The sequence below is a fragment of the Nitrosopumilaceae archaeon AB1(1) genome (assembly GCA_033471095.1).
Taxonomy (GTDB): domain Archaea; phylum Thermoproteota; class Nitrososphaeria; order Nitrososphaerales; family Nitrosopumilaceae; genus Nitrosoabyssus; species Nitrosoabyssus spongiisocia.
This window is the reverse complement of sequence record CP136752.1, coordinates 1,006,540-1,027,823: the sequence shown is the minus strand read 5'-3', so window position 1 is coordinate 1,027,823 and position 21,284 is coordinate 1,006,540. Positions and strand designations below refer to the sequence as shown.

Sequence of the window (21,284 nt, the reverse complement as noted above, 5' to 3'; positions counted from 1 at the left end):
ACCAATACACCTAAAATTTAGTAGTATAACCTTGCAAATAGGCATCATTTGATGGAATCTGTGAAGGAATTGAGTGTACAGACTCTTGAGTTATAGAATTCAGAATAGTATCATGATAATTTGAGTCATCTAAATAATTAATTGTGTAATTAGAAGAAAGGCTAGAATGGTTCAAAAGTGTATATTCATACAGTGGGTATTCAGTGTTTATGTCATGTGGATTATACGCAATGGCATATATTGGAAATGGTAAATTGGGATCAAGCCAAAACATAGAATGTGTTGCTAAATCTAAATCTAATTGATAATAACCATCAGTCATATGATTACCTCGAATATGTTTTGAAACAACAATATCAACGTCACCGAATGGAGAATCTACAGTACCAAAAGAGTTACCTACGTTAAGGGATTTAGGAGAGGAAGGAGTTGCAAAATTATTTAGATATAGTATAGTGTTTTGTATAGAAAATCCATATAATCTGTCTTTTATTAAAAGAGTTTTAAATGTACCAGTTTCAGAAAAAGTAAACAATAAACTGTTTGAAATATTTGAGTCAGACTCTACATCACCTAAAATTAACAGGGAGTCATCATCGTATCGTACCAATACATCTAAAACAAGTTCGTAGCAATATGGAATGGTATTAGGTACATCGAATGTATAGTCACATATACGATAGTGGTATGTATCTCCAACATTCAAATTCATCCCCAAATACCATTGAGAATTTGTATGAAAATCATATGCGTCATCTAGTAGACTTGAATAAGAACCATATACGGATATAGAGCAGATAAATATCAAAAGAAATCCAAAAATCTTAAACAACGAGACTTGTTGTTCATTTTCATATAAAAGCCACATAACAATTATTACTAATAATATGATAATTTAGGCACAATACCAATAAATCATAATTTCAGCAAATTTACATAAGAATTTGAAGAGTTGGTATAAAATATTTTAAAAAAAGACTCAATAGTAATTTTATAGATATTTTACACATTGTATAAAAAATTATCGTTTGATGGAAATGCCAAAGGTATTGCCTGGATTATAGACACAAGTAACAAGGTTTTGAAACAGAATAGGGCTCATCCAGACATTTATCTGAATCAACTAGAAGATTTACAATCAAAATATGTTGCATTACACATTGGAATATTTTGGGGAATTGGTGTATTTGCAATAAAAGACACAGAGAATGTAGAGATTGCAATTCACTCAAAGATAATGCATCAGCAGATAACCAGAGGAGGTAAAGTAGATACATTTATTGAAAAACGTTTAGGGTTCATCACGGGATTAATTCAGCAGAGAAAATTAAATATAATTTACAAGTATACAAAGCAAGAAAACCCAGCTACAAAATTATTAGAATTAATATAAAATAATTCCAATATCTAACAAATTTGTATTGGTAGGGCCAAGTTTGATCAAACCACCGTACTTTTCAAAAAATGTACTAGAGTCATTATTTTTCAAAAAAGTAGCAATGTCATCATTTTTTACATTCTCAACAAGTGCACCGGCATATTTTGTATTCCCATCAATACCATCAGTTCCCACAGAGCCGAAGATCAGTTTTTTAGGATTATTTTGTACAAGGTGCAATAAATGCAAAACCAACTGCTGATTTCGCCCACCTAGACCATTACCAGATTTGCGCACCGTAGGCTCGCCACCAAATATGAGACAGGATTTCTCAGACTCATCAAAGGAGTCTAGTATGAATGATGCACAATTCTCCACATCATCATATATCGACAGAATATTACTAGTATATCCTAAATTCTTGGCACATGCATTCATGGCATCTAGACAATCCTGATTAGATAATAGTATGATGTGCGGTATGGTAGTAGATTTACTAGTCTCTGGAATTTGTCCAGATGCCCCATCAAGAAAATGTCGAGTTATATCAGGATAGTCATCTTGCAGATGATATTTTTGTAGTATAGATATGGCGTCAGAAAATGTGGTAGAGTCAAAATACGTACAGCCCGAAGATATAACAGTGAGATCGTTATTTTGCACATCAGATAAAACAAGAGATATCAGCTTTGCACGTAAATTTTCAACCATTTTTCCACCTTTGATTGCAGATAGATGTTTTCGTACACAATTTAATTCGTGAATATTTGCACCTAGATCTGATAAATTATTTATAATTGTAGATTTATTTTTTAAACTAGTTCCAAAAGGAAGGCACAGTAAAGAAGAACCCCCACCAGATATTAAAAATAACACTAGATCGTTAGGTGAACGTTGTTTTAGAAAACTCAAAACATGTTTTGCAGCATATATACTATTTTCACTAGGAGTTGGATGATCTGCATACAATATATCATATTTAGAAGAATTCAGATTGTGATTATACCCTGATGGTAATATTACAACACCACCCCTTACACTGAAAAGTTTACCAACTGATTCAGTCATGATTACTGATGCTTTACCATATGCAACGATATAGATGGGATCAGACTCATCAAAGGTGTTTAGATGTTTTTTAATTATATCATCAAGATTAGTAACACTCATGCCTGCTTGAATTATTTGTATAGCGTCATTAATCTTGGAATTTGTGTGTGAGAGATGATGTTTCATGATATTGTATAATCATTCTGCTATAAGAGAAGATTCAGAGTGGTCATATGATATCAGACGATATTGTTGCCTGTCTCAAAAAAATAATCTAGGGAATAATCTATTGATGTCACGCATTTTTCAAAATCAAATGTTCTTTATATAGGTCATCAGTATAATGATGATATATCGCCTTTTATCATCATTATAATGATGATATATCGCCTTTTATCATCATTATAATGATGACCTATATATGCAAGATCTGTCTAAATAGCTATTTTGTTAAATGTCTATAAAACATACTTTCATACACTGTTCAAAATCATGATCTTTTCAGACTAATGTTCAATTCAGGTGTTACAAAGGGGAAAACAGTCATGACGATCCAAATTCTACCCTCCTAATTGAACGCCCTTTGTGAAATCATCCAGTTATGGATTTTGTGAAGCTATCAAGGGATCATATTTGAATGAATTTAAGGCGAATTTTATACGACATCACATAGATAATTTCGCAATAGTGAGTTTGAATTTATTAAATATTAATTTTTTTGATTAGGATATAATTTCAATAATTCTATAAGATTTGGAAATACATATTTTTCATCGATTTTCATATTAATCATGTTAACAATTTTAGGATGATTATTCATCATTGTAAGGTACAAGCCAAAATATGAATTGATCAATTCATTAGATACTACTTTTGTTTTCCATAAATATGAAATTCCTTCAAAATCTTTCAAGATAGCATGTGCTTGCCCCTTTGTAAATATTTTATCTTTATATTTTCCTTCGACTTGAGCAATTATAAGTTCCATCATATCATATTTGAATGAATCTAAACAAAGATATTCACTATACACAGTGTGAAAATGTGTAATAGATGATTGCGCTAAATTTTTTTTATATTCAAGTTTCTGTAGAGTTATTTGTCTATTCGTAATTAATAATGCAACTAAGGCAACCACAAGACCCATTATAGACGTAATAATACCTCCTAAAATTTCCATATCAATATTTTAACTCAAGATAATTTAAACTATTAAAAGAAAAACTACAAAATTATCATATGGATCTGATCTCAGTTTTATGTTTTTTCGATTATTCTGGTAGCAACTTTTCTGAATTCACTTTCATTAGTTTTGAAACTATGTGCATTTCCTGGATTTACGCCAGCAACTCCTTTAAGTTCAGATATGGGTTTTTTATATTTTTGAGAATCAGCGGCTAGACCATGATAGTTTTTGAAATCTCCTAATTGATAAGAACCACCGTTGAGATCAACCAACATATCATCTCCTAATTTTTCAAAGACATTGATAATTTTTTCTTCTATAACTGGTTTACTTTCGTCAGCCCAGTATTTGAAAGATCTTGTAATTTTACCACCACTTATGTTAAATTGTTGATTTATTATACCTGCAAATGCTGGTCTTCCACTTTGTATACCAAAAGGTAATGTTTCGACATCCTTTTCAAATCTTTTTTTTGCATCTGCCCAATTTATAATCCATTTACTAAAAGTCGAACCTATGTTACTCAAACCACGTAATGAAAACATATCTGGTATTATTGGAATTAAAAAATAATCACAAGATAGTAATATAGAACGATTTAAACTACCCAAATTGGGTCCAACATCTATTAAAACATAATCTAATGTATTGTCACTTGCAATTTTTTGAAACGCTCTATAAATAGCCGAACTGATTCTAAATCCTTTTTCTTCACCAGCTAATGATTCAACCCATGTAGAAGATAACAACGGCTCAAAAGAACTAAGCAATACATCACCCACGATTAAACGTATGTTTCTATCTTTTACAATATATGGACTTACTTCTTTAATATCTCCTGAACCCTTTACTAATGGTTCTATCACATTGTACAAACTGCATTTTGAATTCCAATATTTTTCAATTTCATCGTTTGTACAAATGTAAGAAGTTAAACTACATTGAGGATCCGCGTTAACAAATAAAATTTTTTTGCCTAATCTTTCCAAGGCATATCCTAAATGAAACAAAAATGTTGTTTTTCCAACACCGCCTTTATTATTAAATAAAACAATTGTTTTTGTCAATATCGGATTGAAGTTTGATTTAAATTTATGTCTTGTTTTGATAATATAGCCAACCAATTAATGAATAGTACTAAATCAAAAAGTTATATGAATTTTGAAATTTTCAATTAATCTTTTATGCTATGTCACATTCTATCAAAAGACATACTATTGAAGTTATTGAAGGGTTTTCTAAATTTAATTATGTATGTGGTTCTTATTTCTAAATCAATCCATAATGTTGGAAAATACATCATTTTTTAAACTTTTTAGATTTTCTATACATTTTGAAAAATCCTAGACCAACTTTGATAAATTTCAGAGTTTTTAATAATCTTAATAGTTGAAGAATTCTAAATAATCTGAAAAATGGTATCAGTAACACAATATCAAACCAATGCTTCCTCAAAAATATTTTCCAATTCTCACTTTCTCTATATTTTAGATACACGTCAAAAGCAAACACAAACCAAATTATACACGATATTATGTCCCAGTAGTTTGCAAGTATTTCAGGTATTGTGATTATAGGTTCACCATATCCAAATAATTCGGTATCAAATGCCAATAGACCGATTATAAAAAATATTAACCAAACTATAGTTACAAGATTTATAGATTGGATCCATCTTAGATTCAGACTTTATTTTCACACACTAAATCTTATCTTATTTAATAAAAATATGCTTGAGAAATATACAATACAATAATTTTCTTTGTATCACAGATTGTTATCTTTATGATTTTGTTTATGTATTCAATATGTAATTTTATTATGACTTTTAATTAAGTATATTCCTATTTATTATTTCACATCTTCTGGTATATATGCTCCAAAAAATATTAGTGGCAATCCAAAAATTCAGATTTTCATATAATGGAACGTTCTAATCTCAAACTATGCAAATATTATGATAGTGGAAAAATAAAGAAAGATGGATTTAGAAAGAATAAATCAGGCAAAGTACAAATATTCGAGTGTTTGGAATGTAATAGAAAATTTACTGTTAATTTTGGATTTGGGAAAATGGAGTATACTGATAAAATAATTACTGGTGCCATGCAGATGTATTTTTCAGGTATGTCTGTTAGGCAGATTTCGAAATATTATGAAATGATGGATGTTGATACATCATATAGAGCAATATATGACTGGGTAGCAAAATATTCTACATTAATTTCTGTGTACCTGGATAGTGTTGTTCCAAGAACCAAAAGCAGAACTATGATAAGAGGGATGAGATTTGGATTAAAATTGCAGGGGATCAAAAATACCTCTTTGCTACACTTGATTATGACTCTAGGTATTTTGGGTAGCAAGTGATCTAACTCACACCAAGTTTCAGCACGATGCAGACAGATTATTACTAGATACTAAAAGAATTATTGGTAAGTGTCCTGAGCATTTTGTAACAGATGGATTGCCAGCGTATATGAAATCATCAAGAAGGGTATTTGGGAAAAATACAAATCATTTAAGATATATTCATCTAAAAAGGGATAGAAATAATAAAATGGAGAGAATTAACTGAGCCATCCGTGACAGAGAAAAGACATTTAGAGGTTTGAAGAATTTTGATTCACCTGTGATTAAAGGATTTCAAGTATATGATAATTACATAAGAAAACATCAAGCAATTAACAAGACACCAGCAGAACAAGTGTTGATTAAAGTGGATGGAAAGAACAAGTGAGTTACTTTGATTCAGAACGCAAGTTTGTATAGGATTTCAAAATAATTATATTCTAAGATAATTTTCAACACGTTGAAATTCAATATCAAGTGACTCTAAACTTTTTAGAAAAATATCTGAGTCTTTAATAATATCCTGATCAGTACATTTTTCCTTATCGTCTTTAATTAATTCAATAAAATGAGTTATTTGATATCTATTTTTTGAAATCATGTTCATAATAGAATCTTTTTTACTCATATCTAATGTTGGATTTACTATATGTTCAATATGACGTAATTCACGCCACATTTCCAAATTTTTAAAGCCTAACCACATATTGTGTTCTGCTACTGGATCACATGTATCTATTAAACAACTAGCAGGATGAAGTATCACGATTATAGATTCCACAGTAATGATTTAAAGTTTCTGCCTCAATCGAAATTACGCAAATCAATCCATATATTACATAATTATGAATCCCTTGATTACTTCACAGAGCCATATTTCAATATTTTTATATTGATTGTCTAAGGGTAATCATTATGCACACAATTCAGACACCAAAAATTATAAAATTTGGGAAAAATGCCCTATCAGAGACAGAGTATCCTAAAAATGCTCTAGTAGTCACCACTGCACAGCCAGATTTGGCAGACAAGTGGTTGAAAAGAATGGGAATTCAAGATTTCAGCATTTATGACAAAGTGGTTCCAGAACCATCCATTGATGATGCAAATAAAGTTATGAATTTATGTAAAGAAAAGAGACCATCGGCGTTGATTGGACTTGGAGGCGGTAGTTCCATGGATGTTGTAAAGTATGCTGCATCAGAATTAGATATTACAAAAATTTTAATTCCAACTACATTCGGTACCGGAGCAGAGATGACAACATACTGTGTATTGAAATTTGATGGTAAGAAAAAACTATTACAAAATAGCAAATTCTTGGCAGACATGACAGTTGTAGATTCTTATTTTATGGATGGCACACCTCAAAAAATAATTAATAGTTCAGTGTGTGATGCATGTGCACAGGCAACAGAAGGTTTTGATAGTAAACGTGGAAATGAGCTAACACGTACACTATGCAAACAAGCATTTGATGTATTGTATGATGCAATAATGAATGATAAACTGGAAAACTATCCGTATGGATCTATGTTATCAGGAATGGGATTTGGAAACTGCTCTACCACACTAGGTCACGCATTATCATATGTATTCTCAAATGAGGGCATACCACACGGTTATGCATTATCATCATGCACCACAATTGCTCACAAGCACAATAAATCAATATTTTATGATTGATTCAAAGAATGTGTTGAGAAGATGGGATTCGATAAACTAGAGTTAAAGGCGAATATATCAGAGGCAGCTGACACAGTAATGACAGACAAGGGGCATTTAAATCCAAACCCAATCCCAATATCAAAAGAGGATATAGTAAAGTGTCTAGAGGCAATAAACTCTGGCGACCTCTAGATTAAAAATACAACACTAGTAATTATTACATAATGAATAAATCAGAATATCATCCCATATGTGATTAGATCATCAAAATTAGCCAATTTGTTCACACNAGTAGAAAGATTGGAGACTTGGCACACAAAAGAAGAATTTACCTTGAGTCATTACTTGATGCAAAAAATACTAGTTAACAATTTAGTCATATTGCAATTGCAAGTGATTTGAAGACACTCTTTAACCAGAGTCTTGGCAAGGTAGAATTTGTATGGGAATAGAGAGAAAAAGTATAGACAATATCATTTACAATTGGTGAGAATCGAATTTGAGCACCTATATAAAAAAAAGTTATACGCACAGAAGTGTTATGTTTTGTATATTCGTACCTACCAATAGTTGGAAATTATTCAGATAACCAACAAGAAGAATAACTAGATTTAACTTTGAAATTCGGTGGATTTGTATTACATTTTTCCATGACGTGTTTACACCTAGGGGCAAATCTACAACCAGTCCCAATATCAGCAAGATTTGGTGGGGTTCCAGGAATTGATAGGGGTTTTGGACCTTCAAGTTTTGGTATAGATGCCAACAGTTCTTGTGTGTACGGATGCTGAGGAGCAGAATATATCATGCTAGATGGACCAAATTCAACTATACGGCCAGCATACATGATGGCGATTTTTTCAGATATCTCAGAGAGAACTCCAAGATCATGAGTAATTAGAATAATGCTCACACCCTGCCTCTTTAATTTTTTAAATAAATTGATAATTTGTGCTTGAATTAATACGTCAAGTGAGGTTGTCGGCTCGTCTGCTATTATTATTTGTGGTTTTAAGATTATAGCCATAGCAATTACCACACGTTGAATCATACCACCGCTAAGTTCATGAGGATAAGAATCTAAAACAGAGTCATCAAGATTTACGTTTTTTAGAGACTCCCTAATAGCATCATCAAAGTTGTGAGGATATTTGTGAGTATTTAATAATTCATACATTTGTTTTTTTATGGTAAATACAGGATTTAGAGAATTTATCGCCCCCTGAAATATCATAGATATCTTTTTCCAACGATATGTATCATCAAACTCTGAATCACTTTTTTGCAGAATAGATACTCCGTCAAGCAAAATATCACCTGAAGTGATTTTACCATCAGTGAGCATGCGAATTATACTCAGACCAAGTGTACTCTTTCCACACGCACTCTCCCCTGCAATACCTAGTGATTCACCAAAATTTATTGACAAGTTGATATCATCAAGAATATCAACATCGGTACCGTCTGTATTGTAAGATGTAGATAAATTCTGAATCTCAAGTAATGACATGAATGTGTTTTTTATTCTAGACTTGCTCATAAAGATTACACGATATATTTGCGTTCAACGGAGTTTAAATGTAAGAATAGAATAATGAATATATGAAATTTAACCGAACACATACGCTAGGTGAAATAACAGAATCTACAGGAGATGTGACTGTTTGTGGATGGATAGAGGATGTAAGAAAGATGAAAAACATGGCATTTCTGATTCTACACGACTCTACTGGCAGGGCACAGGTCATACTAAAGGGCGAGATTAATAATGAGATGAATTCAGTTAATCGTCAGAGTGTTGTACGTATAACAGGTAGTGTTCAGCAGACAAGGGCAAGGGATTTTACATTTGAGATTGTCGCATCAGAGATAAACATACTATCACATGCGTCTGCACGTCTTCCAATAGATCCCACAGGTAGATTGGAGAGCGACATAGATAATCGATTAAACTCACGTGCACTTGATATGAGAAATCCAAGGATTAGCGCATTATTTAAGATACGTCATTACACATTACAGTCTCTGCGTAAAACATTATCTGATAATTTATTTTTAGAGATTACAACACCGAAAATTATTGGTAGTGCTAGTGAGGGCGGAGCAGATTTATTTGATTTAAAATATTTTGGAAAACAGGCATATCTTGCACAGAGTCCACAGTTGTATAAAGAACAGATGACATTAGGTCTAGAGCGAGTATTTGAGATTGCATCATTTTATCGAGCAGAGAAATCACACACAGGAAGACATTTGGCAGAATTTACTAGTGTAGATGTAGAGGCAGCATTCATGGATTATACAGATGTCATGAATTTACTAGAGAAATTAATAACTGAATTATACAAGGATTTAAGCAAATCTACAATCAAATTACAAGAACAGATTGGTGTGAATATCACACCACCAAGTGTACCATTTGAAAAGATCACATACACACAGGCAGTAGAAGAGTTGGAATCTAGTGGGCAGAAGATAAAATTTGGAGATGATTTGACAGACTCGCAACTGCGAATACTAGGGAGTAATCATACTGGTTTTTATTTTCTAACAGACTGGCCATTAAAGCTCAAACCATTCTACATTAGAGAGAAAAAAGACGATCCAACACTGTCCAGATCATTTGATTTACAGTACGGGTACCTAGGTCTGTCCTCAGGCGGTACACGACTACATGATGCAAAGACCATAAAATCACGTCTAGAGGAGCAACAACTGAATCCAAAAGAGCTCTCAAAGCATCTAGAGACATTCGAGTGGGGAATGCCACCGCATTCAGGATGGGGAATGGGATTGGAGAGATTACTAATGGTACTGACCAAAACTGATAATCTCAGAGAGTTGATTCTATACCCCAGAGATGCAGACAGATTATTTCCCTGAGCGAATCCTAGATGCAACTGCCTCTGTAAACTCACTTGTAGTTGCACCCCCACCAATATCAGGTGTGGATACTCCGGAGCGAATTGTCTCTAGTAAATTATCTTCTAAAAGTTTGGCAGCTTTTATGGATGTTAAATCATCGTGCTTTGAGCCAAGCCATTCTAGCATCATCTTAATTGAGAGAATTATAGAGTCTGGATTTACTATATGATCCTCTGCTATATCAAATGCTGCTCCATGGACAGGTTCAAAGAGCGCAAAATTATCACCAATGTTTGCGGCAGGTGCCATACCAAGTCCACCCACAACCTGCGAAGATTCATCAGATAGGATATCACCAAACATATTTGTAGTTACAATCACATCAAAGGATTCAGGATTTCTAATTAGATTCATTGCACATGCATCAACATACATCTGCTCAAATGGAATGTCAGGAAAAGTCTCCGATACATCCTTGCACGCACGAATAAAGATACCATCGGTTTTTTTCAACACGTTAGATTTATGCACGCATAAAACTTTATTGCGACGACCACTTGCAAGGGAATAGGCATATTGTGCAATTCTCTTGGATGCCGCATAGGTGATTATTCGCATGGCAATGGCACTGTCATCGTCAATATCAAATTCAGCACCTGTGTATAGATCTTCAGTGTTTTCACGCACAATCACCATATCCACATTAGGGAATAGAGAGGGCATTCCAGAATAAGATTTTGCAGGTCTGATATTTGCATACAGGTTTAATTTTTGTCGAAGGTGTACAATAACGTCTTTTGCACTCTCACCCACAGGGGCCTTTATACACGCATCAGAGTTTTGTATAGCATCAAGTGTATCTTGTGGAAGTGCAGAGCCGTACTTTGACAGTGCCAAATCACCTGCCGGTAGCAGGGTTGTGTTAAATGATAGATTTGTACTATCTTGAAGGGCGTTTAAAATTACAACTGTAGAATCTGCAAGGTCCGGTCCAACCCCATCACCAGTAATTAATGATATGTTAAAAGTCATTTTTCAACTCGAGGATTTTGTTTCAAAGACAAGTGATTAATTCCATCAATTACTGCTCTGACGCTAGTAGTGATGATGTCCTCACCGACTGCCTTTGCATAAGAAGAGTTACCATCAGAGTCTTCAACTTGGATAGTAACCTCACATAATGCATCAGAGCCACCAGAGATGGATGCTAATCCATAGTCTTTTATTTTTACCTGTGAGGTCTTGGACATTATTTTTTGTATGGCGTTAAGTGATGCATCTACTGGTCCTACCCCATACGCAGTGTGGACAAATTCTTTATTATTAACAATCAATTTTACAAAGGCATGTGGCATTGCAGACATACCGGCTGACACTGACAATTCTTTTAATTGAACAAAATTATTTATCAAATCCCTTCCCATCACATTGGTAGTGATGGCAAGTAGATCAACGTCGGTCAGATGTTTTCCACCATCAGCAATTTTTTTAACCTCCTCAAGGATTGCTTTGGATTGATCACTAGTCGGAGTGATGCCATATTCACTCAGCATTGCGTTCATACCGTGGAGTCCTGCGTGTTTGCCTATCTGAAGCCAGCGTTTTCTCCCCACTAATTCAGGACTAATTGGCTCGTACGTCAAAGGATTATTCAGTACACCATGAGTGTGAATTCCAGATTCATGACCAAATGCATTATCTCCAACTATGGCCTTGTTTGGCTGTACCACTATACCCATGTAGTGTGATACAAACCTAGATGTATCATAAAGTAGTTTGCTGTTAATATTTGTAGAATATTTTTCTTCAAACTCTAAACAATCAAGTGCCATTACAAATTCTTCAAGTGAGGTATTGCCTGCACGCTCACCTATTCCATTAATGGTAACATGTGCACATACAGCTCCGTTTTGAATACCGGATATAGAATTTGCAACTGCAAGACCAAAGTCATCATGACAGTGCACGCTCACAGGAAGACCAGAGGATTTTATAGCGTCTTGTGTAATTTGACCCATGTACTTTGGGGTAGAGTATCCAACAGTATCGGGAATATCAATTCTATCAGCGCCTGCCTCAGCAACACTAGAGAACACTTTATCTAATAATCCCCTGTCTGTACGTGTAGCGTCTTCGGCAGAAAACTCTACCACAAGTCCTCTAGATTTAGCATAAGTTACCGCAGACACGGCTTTCTCCAACATTTGCTCTTGTGTGATCTTTAATTTGTGTTTGAGGTGAATGTCAGATGTTGCGATGAATATGTGTGCATAGTCAAGACCTGCCTCAACGACGGCGTCAATATCATCATTGTGTGCTCGTGCCAATCCACATATGTCAAGGTCTAGATTCGCAGACGTGATAAGTTTGATGGCCTCCATCTCACCGTGTGTCACTCGTGGAAAACCTGCCTCTATCGCATCCACGCCAAGCGCCTCGAGTTTCTTTGCAATAGCAAGTTTACGATCAGATGACAACGATACACCTGGTGTCTGCTCGCCATCACGCAGAGTCGTGTCAAATATACGAATATTTTTCAACTTGTACTTCTCTCCACGGCGGCCACACCTGTTCTAGCACTATTTATTATTCCAAATGGACGTACAATATCCTCAAACGAGTTTATCTGATGTGGGGTTGCAGTCAGCTCTACTATAACAGATTTGCTGCGAACGTTGTGCACTTTACCACCATATGTCATTGCCAATTTATTGATCTCCATACTAGCGTTAGCATCTGATATATGAATTTTAAATATTGCCAATTCACGATAAAATGTTCGTTGTTCATCTAGTTGCTCAACTTCTAATACATCAATCATTTTATCCAACTGTTTTACAATCTGCTTTGTCTGTTTCTCATCAGAATAGGTAGTTATAGTCATTCTAGACAGATTAGGATCATCTGTGACCCCTACAGATATACTGTCTATGTTGAAATTTCTTGAGCGAAACATGTGTGTTATTTTGAAGAGAATTCCCGGTTTGTTTTCAACTAGAATAGATAAAATTGACCACAAGAATAATCACGACGGTAAGATCATATCCTTAAGGGATGTTCCGGGGGCAACAAAGGGTAAAACGTCTTCTTCGGGATCAATTGGAATGTCAATTACAGTTGCCACATCACTACTAAGTGCATCTTTCAGTGCCCTCTCTATCTCATCGAGTGATTCGGCACGTATTGCATGAGCTCCATAGGACTGTGCAAGTTTGACATAATCTGGACAATGTTTTTGATCCACACCAATCATTCTTCTATCATAAAATGTTCGTTGCCATTGTGCGACCATGCCCAAACTATAATTATTTATCAAAAATACTATTACCGGAATATCCTCTAGTACAGCAGTTGCAAGAGAATTTTCAGTCATGTTAAAACTTCCATCGCCGGCAATATCTACCACTGGAACATCTGGTCTTGCAACTTTGGCACCGATGGCCGCAGGAAATCCCCAACCCATGGTGCCAAGACCAGTAGAGCTGAAAAATGTACCTGGAGATATAACATCAAAGAATAACGATGCCCACATTTGATGTTGACCCACTTCGGTGGTAACTAGAGAATTGGGGGGCAAAACATCACGAAGTTTGTGTAAAATATGATGTGAGCTCATCTCACCGGGATGAATCTTTAGATTCTCATGCCAATACTCTCTTGTCTCTTGCACATGTTTGAGCCATTCAGTCTCTTGTCTTTTTACTACTTTGACAGCCAGTACCTTTGCTAAGGATTGTAGAGAATCCTTAACGTCTCCCACTATGGCAACAGACGCTGTTTGATTTTTCCCAATTTCAGCAGGATTTACATCCATGTGAATTATACTAAGATCTCGCTCAAACTCTTCAAACGTTCCAACAGAACGATCAGAGAATCTAGTGCCAATGGCAAGTACACAATCAGCTTCGGTCATGATTTTATTCGCCTCTGCATGTCCATGCATACCAATTGGACCAAGAGAGAGTGGATGGTTCTCTGAGAACGAACCCTTACCTTTGAATGTGGTCACCACAGGTATGACAAGCATCTCTGCAATTGAGGAGAGTTCTGCAAAGGCCTGAGATATGATTACGCCACCGCCAGCAAGGATTATTGGTTTATTTGCAGATAATAGTAGATTGGCAGCAGATTCAATATCTTTAGGATCTGCCTTTATCCATGGATTATATCCCCTGACATTGTGATTTTTTGGAAATGTCATTGGTGCGACATTTTGTTGTACATCTTTTGGTATGTCAATTAATACAGGGCCGGGTCTGCCTGATTTGGCAATGTAAAATCCATTCTTTACAACTTGGGGTATCAAAGAAGGATCACGGGGTTGGTAAGAGTATTTTACACAGGGGTTTGCCATTCCAATTATATCACTTTCTTGAAATGCGTCTTTTCCTATCATCTCTACTGGTACCTGACCTGTGATTGCCACCATTGGTGCAGAGTCTGCCTGTGCTGTTGCAATTCCAGTTAGAATATTTGTGGCACCGGGACCAGAGGTAGCAAAACAGACACCTGGTCTTCTACTTACACGACCATATCCATCTGCCATGTGAGATGCAGACTGTTCATGTCTTACAAGAATGTGACGAATATCAGATTTGTATAATTCATCATACATTGGAAGATTAGCTCCTCCAGGAAGTCCAAATACTTCATTTACACCTTCATTCTTTAATGAGTGCATCAACGCTTCTGCGCCAGACATATCTACCATAATTTTAAAAACAGATTCCTTAATTTTAAGTATTGAGTGACAGAGTTTAAGTAAATACTTAGGGCATACTTGCAAGTTGACGCTCTACAAGGATTTGTGCACTAGATTCAGTTACACATGCAGGTAAATCATTGGAGCGTATTATTAAAATCAAGTCATGATTACACAAAACATCTCTACTTGTCACACCAGACTGATACTGCTCTTTTGGAGAGAGTGTAGCATACTCTTGAATAGTTTCAGCAGATTCTAAAAGAGTTTGAGCATAATTTAATTTAGATATAATGGTATCAACATTAATAATGATTTCATCTTTTGGAGCATTCTCTTTCAACAGGGATCTCAAATCTTTGCGTAATAATTTTTCAATATCCTCCATTAATATAGAATCAACAGAGTCTAGTGGACCTTCAATGAATTCATAATTGTCAATATATGCAACAGCGGCAGCCTTTACAGCAAGATCAGGATTTATTTCATGATACTTTACAACATCGTCTAATAATTCGTAAATGTTTTCAAAGTATTCATCTAGATTATCACTTGAAGATTCGTGACCAGTAATTTCATAAATCACTCTAAATAGAGACGCCTCTACCATTTCAGGTGTAGATATATCATTCATTAATTCTCTGGATATCTCTAGATACTCTAGAATTTCTTCTAATTCATGTGCGTCATATTCATCAGGGGATATGGTATTGATAATTTGTTCAGAGCGCCAAACAAAAGCACTACCGTCTTGAAATTCTGCAACCTCAACTATAATGCCATCCTCATATGCCTCATTATACTCTACCATACTAGTACGCAAAAGAGACTCTACCACTTTTAATTTGAAATGAGCGTCATCTGATAAATCACCGATCAGGGCATCTCTAACTCTATTAATGATGTCACGTCCATCATTTATCGCATCTTGTGCGTCTAGCAGAGTAGTGTCTTTGCCTATCTGTGATGAAATATTAATCAATGTTGTACGCATGGCATCATCAAGTTGAGGATTTGCTGCTACCAAATACGGTTTCATGATGGGGTATAATTCAGATATAGGGTGAGCAGCATGAACAAGGGCAAGTTCAGTATTAGATTCATCTAGATTCAACTCTATTGCCCAAAAGTGTCCAAGGGATTCATCCAAGACAAGGGCTAACTCTAATTTGTCAGAGTTGACATAATCGGAATCAGCATACGCACTGACTGTCAATGGTATGAATAATAGCAAAAGATATTGTATCAACAATTAGAGTCATTATTTGTGTCATTATAAGATATGTGTTGATTTTACAACACTATTACAGAAATGTAGAATTGAGATGGATAATTAGAACAAAATCATTTGATTTAGATGTATAGTCTTTAACTGCAACAACAAGTTGTTGTTTTGATGTTATGCTAGAATAGTCGGTAATTGTAAAGGAATCTACAATAATTGTCTGAGGGGCAATATCACTAGAAAGAGATGTCATAAAGACATCAAACTGTTTCAGTATGGAATCAGGTGTGCCGGTAAATACTTTGGCATGTTTAAGAAGATGTTTCAAGTGTCCGAATTTATCAATAACAATTACAGCGTTTCTCTTCTCTTTGAGAAATAGACGTTTTTGAATAGTCAAAGAGGTATAAATGGTGTAATGCTCTGATTCAAAAATAGTTTTCAGCATTAGAGGATCAATATGACTTAGATTACTTGCTCTTTCTAATAGTTGAGGTTTTGTAAAGACATTATGTGAGGTCTCAGAGCTGTCCATTGCAACGTTACCAACTGCAGTTACCCGAAGCAGTGATTTGTCAGTGATGTAATCACTACTAATCATTATAGACTCTGGAACCGCTCCACGACTTGTCATTACTTTGTATGCTTGTTTTTGTATATCACTTATCTGTGCAGATGTTGGATTACTCAAGGTATACTCAAATTCTTCACGCAGCATTGATAACGCAACGCCAATTGATGATATCACATCGGCGTGCTCTGCAAGCTCAAAACTCATACCCAACTGCTTTGCCACAAATGGTGCCAGCACCGATGCCCCACCTCCACCACCAATAATTCGAGTTGTGTGGGCATTTAGAGAATAATCCTTGAGGATTCGGGTAACGGCTTTTGTAATCTCAAATGAGGATGTCTGCAGTATAGACATTGCAATTATAGTATAACTAGAGTCTAGAAATTTGGCAAGAATTTTCATTGTCTGAATCGCAGAGCCTGTATTAGATTTAGAATAGTCATCATTACTAATTAGCCCAAGTGCATTTGCAGCACACGTGTTTGTAATTGCATATGTAGAATTATCACACTGTATGGCGACATAATCATTTGTATCACCGTGTGGATGAACCATTATGATTTTACCTGTACGTATGTCCTCTATATCAGCAAAACAGGAATATTTCAAACCTGCAATATGAGCGCTACGTGGTCCAATCTTTTGTATATGATTTTTAAATAATTGTATCATGCTGCCTCCTGCAACTCCCATAATTCGCACATCCATTGAACGAATACATGTAGGATAATTATTAACCCTCACATAACTGAATTGGGGTTTTCCATCTTTAATCACACAAATGTTTGTACTTGTTCCACCAACTTCGATAAATATTCCATCTACAACTTTGAGGTATAGCAACGCACCAGATATGCTAGCTGCAGGACCTGACAGAATGGTCAGTATTGGTTTATTTCTAAACGTGTCCATACTAGTAGCACCACCATCGCCTTTCATGATTAATAGGGGTGCGGGAATTCCAGTTTGAGATATTGCATTTTCTACAAAATTGGCAACTTGAAATGTCTTTGGCAGCACACTTGCATTAATGGCAGATGTCAGAGTACGAATCTCAAGACCATACACACCTGAGAGTTCGTGTGAAGCAGTTGCAGGTATTCCCATATTTTTTGCAATATCCATCACAAATGACTCATTAGAGGGATCATCAACACTGAATGCCTCACTTGCAACAATTACTTGTGCACCACGACTCTTCAGATTACTAATTATTTCACTCACCTCATCTTCAGTGATGAGATGAGATGTATCCAAAAATGTATGAACAGAGTCTATACTGAATGCAGAATCATTAATGGATGATAGATTAGTTCTATTAATAATTGAGCGCTTTTCAGCAGATACACCCATGGAGATTATACCAACGCATGATGTATCTGATTCTAAAAGTGCGTTTATGGCCTGAGTTGTACTATGAGAGATGATTCCAACTTCAGCAGGATCAATACCGCTATCAATAATATTACGTAACGCCTGAATAATTCCATCAGATACACCGTTTGCACTTTGATGTGTTGTTGGAACTGTAAACTTTGATAGAATGACTCCAGTCTTTACATCCAAGGCTACAGCTTTTGTAAATGTGCCTCCAACGTCAATGCCAATTCTAACTCTTCGCAGTGTCATCTCTCCTCGATACTCTCATCAAAGCTAGACGTCTGTCTTTTCTAGGTCTAAGAATTAAGACATAAACGACTCCAACAAGATATATCGCCAGTAGAATAATTTGTCCTAGAACGGTTTCAAGTGTAGGGTATATTCCGGTAAGAGATGCAATATTGATATCAAGTCTAGGAATTATACCCATCATACTAGTATATGGAATTATGTCTAAAATCTGCAACTCTCTTATAGCGTTACCAAAAAATGCTACAGACAAATATGCCCCAACTCCCATGGTCAATCCAAATAATGCAGATAGTGGCAGACGTTTACCCAACATTCTCATAAGAGAATATACGCCAATTAATGATATCAGACCTACAATTAATCCTAAAACAAGATAGGATTCAGAATACTTTGAGAAACTAGACATTGCCTGATAGAATAGAACGGTTTCAAATCCTTCTCGATACACAGTAAAGAATGACAGCATGACAAAGATGCCCACACCTCCGCTAGAAGTTGCAAGCCACATTTTGGCTTTGATAAATTCCATCCAGCGTTTATGCTCAATTTTGTTTAATATCCAGAAACTAACATAGAATAGAACAGCAGTAGCTGACAGGGCAGCAATGGCCTCAATTAATTCCCTATTTACCCCAGAGATTTCAATGAGAAAAGATGCGACAAACCACGTTACTGCAGTTGCAGCGAGTGCAAGGCCCACACCATAAATTACGTATGGTTTGAAACGAGTGTTCCTTGATGCTTCAAGATAAGTCATTATAGCGCCTAGAATCAATACAGACTCTAGTCCTTCTCGAAATATTATGGCAAAGGAGCTTGTAAATACAATTAGTGGTGCAAGAGTGCCGGTTCCAATTACAAGTGTTTCGGATTCATCAAGATTATGTTGCAATTTAATAATCACGTTTTTAATTTGTGTAATATCGGCGCGCTCTTTAATTAGTGAGCGCAGTTCTGCAAATTGATATTCAACTTCTAGTGTAAAATCAGGGGCAATACTACGTAGTGGTATCTCGATCAATTCATAACTTTCTAGGTAGGCAGTTCTTGCAGACAGATACGCCGAATCATAATCTTGATTCTCATATTGAGTGACTAGTTGTTGTAGTAAATCTCGTATACGATCAACTTCATCTTTTACAGTATTTTTTTCCTCATTTGTGGAATCACCCATGGCGGCAAGTATTGGGGGTTCATTTGTGATGACATTCATCACAGGAATAATTAGTGATTCAGTACTGGATAGTTTATAGAGTATGTCAGAGATGAGTGACTCTATCATATCTGGGTGTTGACGCTCTTTAATCATTTGACGTAGATTCTCACGCATGTCAATCTCTAATTCGTACAAGAGGGTGGCATTTAGTGCCTCAATAGAGGGCTCTAGATATTCAAAATTGTCCAAATATGCCTCAATGGCATACTCTTGAGCAAGTGGATAGTTGTCATCATTAACAGATTTTATAACAGAGTCGTACAGATTACGAATATTTTGATATAGAACGGTATGGTCTTCTGAGGAGACTTGGGTATTAGATATGTCTCTTTGAAGTGACACAAATAATTTTTCGGCAAGATCTGAATCATATTCATTGGTTAATGATTCGGCAAGTTGAGAGTAGAACGAATTAAATTCTAAAAGTGAGCGCGAATCAAGATTGATCCTATTCATATAGGATTGAGAGGACTCTGCCAAAGATATTGCAATTAATAGTGACTCTGGATTATTATTAATTATATAATTTTGATACTGCTTACTAGATGTAGACAAGATATATGCAGCGACCTCTCTTTCATCAAAAGTAGTATCTATGGAATCTAGGATTTCATAAATATCAGATATGAGTAGTGATGTGTCAGAGGGAGACGTGTTGTGCAGATTGAGTATCAGTATGTGAAGATCATTTGCAGAATCTGTATACTGACGGATATCATAGAGTCGTGCACCAGTCTGCTGTGCAATAAAATCAATATAGATACTCGCATCACTACTCTCAAGTGTATGTTTTTGTTTTAACAATTCAAGTCCTATTGTCATCTCTTGAGTGTATGCCTCAATAATAGAGTCGGCGTGCGCAAAACCGACAAGACCGAACAGAGATAAGAAAATTAATCCTGCCTTTAACATCAAGATGGAAATTTATTATGATTATTTAAATAAAGAATTCAATATATCATCATAGAATAGGGTTATAGAGTATATACTATACAAGTATTAGAGAAGAGTATCATGAAAGAGGTATTTGATGTGATTGTATCGTATTTTGAGGCAGGCAGAGACCAGAATACTACAAAGTTGAAAGATATTCAGCTCGATGACGAGTCATTTGGGACATTTAGCGATGTACCACCATTCGAGTTGCAGAATTTTGAGAACAATATCATTTATCAAGAGTTACGTTTTGCAAGCCTGTCAGATTATAATTATAAGATTAGTAATGAGAAAATTAGTATATGGGGTAATGTTGCACTAGTGACATTCAATTTAAAACAGACTGGAATGTTGGTAGACAACAAGACGTTTTCAGGTACATTTGTAGATATTAATGGCAGGGCCACATTCGTTCTAGTTAAAAAAGAGTCTTGGAAGATTTTACACATACACATATCCAATAGTGTATAATTTCATTATAAAGAAAAATGACAACATCA

Annotated in this window: 21 protein-coding genes; 7 read left to right on the top strand and 14 right to left on the bottom strand. The window is 35.3% G+C overall.

Annotated elements, in window-relative coordinates; genetic code table 11:
- Positions 1-10: 10 nt before the first annotated feature.
- Positions 11-832, bottom strand: coding sequence for a hypothetical protein (locus R1F52_06045; protein WOV92669.1), 822 nt, complete (start codon positions 830-832; stop codon positions 11-13).
- A gap of 177 nt (positions 833-1,009) precedes the next feature.
- On the opposite strand from R1F52_06045, the gene R1F52_06040 reads away from it, so the two are divergent.
- The gene (locus R1F52_06040) at positions 1,010-1,393 is read left to right on the top strand and encodes a hypothetical protein (GenBank protein ID WOV92668.1); all 384 of its coding nucleotides are present in this window, start codon (positions 1,010-1,012) and stop codon (positions 1,391-1,393) included.
- Here the strand turns inward: R1F52_06040 and R1F52_06035 are convergent.
- From R1F52_06035 to R1F52_06020, 4 genes are all read right to left on the bottom strand, one after another.
- The gene (locus R1F52_06035) at positions 1,385-2,614 is read right to left on the bottom strand and encodes a DUF4147 domain-containing protein (GenBank protein ID WOV92667.1); all 1,230 of its coding nucleotides are present in this window, start codon (positions 2,612-2,614) and stop codon (positions 1,385-1,387) included. The two genes, R1F52_06040 and R1F52_06035, sit on opposite strands and share 9 nt — an antisense overlap.
- Positions 2,615-3,137: 523 nt before the next feature.
- A complete protein-coding gene (locus tag R1F52_06030; GenBank protein ID WOV92666.1) occupies positions 3,138-3,608 on the bottom strand; it encodes a hypothetical protein in 471 nt (156 codons plus the stop codon).
- A 77-nt stretch (positions 3,609-3,685) separates the two neighbouring features.
- A complete protein-coding gene (locus tag R1F52_06025; protein WOV92665.1) occupies positions 3,686-4,681 on the bottom strand; it encodes an AAA family ATPase in 996 nt (331 codons plus the stop codon).
- Positions 4,682-4,913: 232 nt separating this feature from the next.
- Positions 4,914-5,228, bottom strand: a complete 315-nt coding sequence (locus R1F52_06020; protein ID WOV92664.1) for a hypothetical protein — start codon at positions 5,226-5,228, stop codon at positions 4,914-4,916.
- A 309-nt stretch (positions 5,229-5,537) separates the two neighbouring features.
- Here R1F52_06020 and R1F52_06015 point away from each other — a divergent pair, with 309 nt between their 5' ends.
- Together R1F52_06015 and R1F52_06010 are read left to right on the top strand one after the other, a co-directional pair.
- Positions 5,538-5,984, top strand: coding sequence for a hypothetical protein (locus R1F52_06015; GenBank protein ID WOV92663.1), 447 nt, complete (start codon positions 5,538-5,540; stop codon positions 5,982-5,984).
- A 241-nt stretch (positions 5,985-6,225) separates the two neighbouring features.
- On the top strand, positions 6,226-6,354 hold the full coding sequence (locus R1F52_06010) for a hypothetical protein (GenBank protein WOV92662.1): 129 nt from the start codon (positions 6,226-6,228) through the stop codon (positions 6,352-6,354).
- A gap of 45 nt (positions 6,355-6,399) precedes the next feature.
- On the opposite strand, the gene R1F52_06005 is transcribed toward R1F52_06010, so the two are convergent.
- Positions 6,400-6,732 carry a hypothetical protein gene (locus tag R1F52_06005; GenBank protein WOV92661.1) on the bottom strand — a complete coding sequence of 111 codons (333 nt, stop codon included), beginning with the start codon at positions 6,730-6,732 and terminating at the stop codon, positions 6,400-6,402.
- Positions 6,733-6,881: 149 nt separating this feature from the next.
- Here R1F52_06005 and R1F52_06000 point away from each other — a divergent pair, with 149 nt between their 5' ends.
- A complete protein-coding gene (locus R1F52_06000; protein ID WOV92660.1) occupies positions 6,882-7,652 on the top strand; it encodes an iron-containing alcohol dehydrogenase in 771 nt (256 codons plus the stop codon).
- A gap of 21 nt (positions 7,653-7,673) precedes the next feature.
- Positions 7,674-7,826, top strand: coding sequence for a hypothetical protein (locus R1F52_05995; GenBank protein ID WOV92659.1), 153 nt, complete (start codon positions 7,674-7,676; stop codon positions 7,824-7,826).
- Positions 7,827-8,211: 385 nt separating this feature from the next.
- On the opposite strand, the gene R1F52_05990 is transcribed toward R1F52_05995, so the two are convergent.
- A complete protein-coding gene (locus R1F52_05990) occupies positions 8,212-9,174 on the bottom strand; it encodes an ABC transporter ATP-binding protein (GenBank protein WOV92658.1) in 963 nt (320 codons plus the stop codon).
- Between the two features lie 62 nt (positions 9,175-9,236).
- Between R1F52_05990 and aspS the strand changes: the two genes are divergently transcribed.
- Positions 9,237-10,517, top strand: coding sequence for an aspartate--tRNA(Asn) ligase (gene aspS, locus R1F52_05985; protein WOV92657.1), 1,281 nt, complete (start codon positions 9,237-9,239; stop codon positions 10,515-10,517).
- Here aspS and R1F52_05980 read toward each other — a convergent pair.
- The 7 genes from R1F52_05980 to R1F52_05950 are packed head-to-tail and all read right to left on the bottom strand — an operon-like array spanning position 10,506 to position 20,760.
- Entirely contained in the window at positions 10,506-11,531 is a 1,026-nt protein-coding gene (locus R1F52_05980) for an isocitrate/isopropylmalate dehydrogenase family protein (GenBank protein WOV92656.1), read from the bottom strand. The genes aspS and R1F52_05980 overlap by 12 nt on opposite strands.
- A complete protein-coding gene (locus R1F52_05975) occupies positions 11,528-13,039 on the bottom strand; it encodes a 2-isopropylmalate synthase (GenBank protein WOV92655.1) in 1,512 nt (503 codons plus the stop codon). Before R1F52_05975 ends, R1F52_05980 begins: the two co-directional genes overlap by 4 nt.
- Positions 13,036-13,518 carry an acetolactate synthase small subunit gene (ilvN, locus tag R1F52_05970; GenBank protein ID WOV92654.1) on the bottom strand — a complete coding sequence of 161 codons (483 nt, stop codon included), beginning with the start codon at positions 13,516-13,518 and terminating at the stop codon, positions 13,036-13,038. The genes R1F52_05975 and ilvN overlap by 4 nt, the downstream gene beginning before the upstream one ends.
- Before the next feature lie 6 nt (positions 13,519-13,524).
- Positions 13,525-15,210 (bottom strand): biosynthetic-type acetolactate synthase large subunit, encoded by a 1,686-nt coding sequence (gene ilvB, locus R1F52_05965; protein WOV92653.1) that lies wholly within the window; start codon positions 15,208-15,210, stop codon positions 13,525-13,527.
- Between the two features lie 58 nt (positions 15,211-15,268).
- Entirely contained in the window at positions 15,269-16,450 is a 1,182-nt protein-coding gene (locus R1F52_05960) for a PEFG-CTERM sorting domain-containing protein (GenBank protein WOV92652.1), read from the bottom strand.
- A 55-nt stretch (positions 16,451-16,505) separates the two neighbouring features.
- Complete coding sequence (locus tag R1F52_05955) at positions 16,506-18,629, bottom strand: hydantoinase/oxoprolinase family protein (protein WOV92651.1); 2,124 nt, start codon at positions 18,627-18,629, stop codon at positions 16,506-16,508.
- The gene (locus R1F52_05950; GenBank protein ID WOV92650.1) at positions 18,610-20,760 is read right to left on the bottom strand and encodes an FTR1 family protein; all 2,151 of its coding nucleotides are present in this window, start codon (positions 20,758-20,760) and stop codon (positions 18,610-18,612) included. Before R1F52_05950 ends, R1F52_05955 begins: the two co-directional genes overlap by 20 nt.
- Before the next feature lie 102 nt (positions 20,761-20,862).
- On the opposite strand from R1F52_05950, the gene R1F52_05945 reads away from it, so the two are divergent.
- Positions 20,863-21,255 carry a nuclear transport factor 2 family protein gene (locus tag R1F52_05945; protein WOV92649.1) on the top strand — a complete coding sequence of 131 codons (393 nt, stop codon included), beginning with the start codon at positions 20,863-20,865 and terminating at the stop codon, positions 21,253-21,255.
- Positions 21,256-21,284: the final 29 nt, after the last annotated feature.

What these genes read in the sequence shown, in the direction of transcription:
- aspS (WOV92657.1), top strand. Translation starts at nt 9,237, where the DNA reads ATGAAATTTAACCGAACACATACGCTAGGTGAAATAACAGAATCTACA.
- R1F52_05955 (WOV92651.1), bottom strand. Translation starts at nt 18,629, where the DNA reads ATGACACTGCGAAGAGTTAGAATTGGCATTGACGTTGGAGGCACATTT.
- R1F52_05990 (WOV92658.1), bottom strand. Translation starts at nt 9,174, where the DNA reads ATGAGCAAGTCTAGAATAAAAAACACATTCATGTCATTACTTGAGATT.
- R1F52_06000 (WOV92660.1), top strand. Translation starts at nt 6,882, where the DNA reads ATGCACACAATTCAGACACCAAAAATTATAAAATTTGGGAAAAATGCC.
- R1F52_05980 (WOV92656.1), bottom strand. Translation starts at nt 11,531, where the DNA reads ATGACTTTTAACATATCATTAATTACTGGTGATGGGGTTGGACCGGAC.
- R1F52_06035 (WOV92667.1), bottom strand. Translation starts at nt 2,614, where the DNA reads ATGAAACATCATCTCTCACACACAAATTCCAAGATTAATGACGCTATA.
- R1F52_05995 (WOV92659.1), top strand. Translation starts at nt 7,674, where the DNA reads ATGGGATTCGATAAACTAGAGTTAAAGGCGAATATATCAGAGGCAGCT.
- R1F52_06030 (WOV92666.1), bottom strand. Translation starts at nt 3,608, where the DNA reads ATGGAAATTTTAGGAGGTATTATTACGTCTATAATGGGTCTTGTGGTT.
- R1F52_05950 (WOV92650.1), bottom strand. Translation starts at nt 20,760, where the DNA reads ATGTTAAAGGCAGGATTAATTTTCTTATCTCTGTTCGGTCTTGTCGGT.
- ilvB (WOV92653.1), bottom strand. Translation starts at nt 15,210, where the DNA reads ATGGTAGATATGTCTGGCGCAGAAGCGTTGATGCACTCATTAAAGAAT.
- R1F52_06015 (WOV92663.1), top strand. Translation starts at nt 5,538, where the DNA reads ATGGAACGTTCTAATCTCAAACTATGCAAATATTATGATAGTGGAAAA.
- R1F52_05945 (WOV92649.1), top strand. Translation starts at nt 20,863, where the DNA reads ATGAAAGAGGTATTTGATGTGATTGTATCGTATTTTGAGGCAGGCAGA.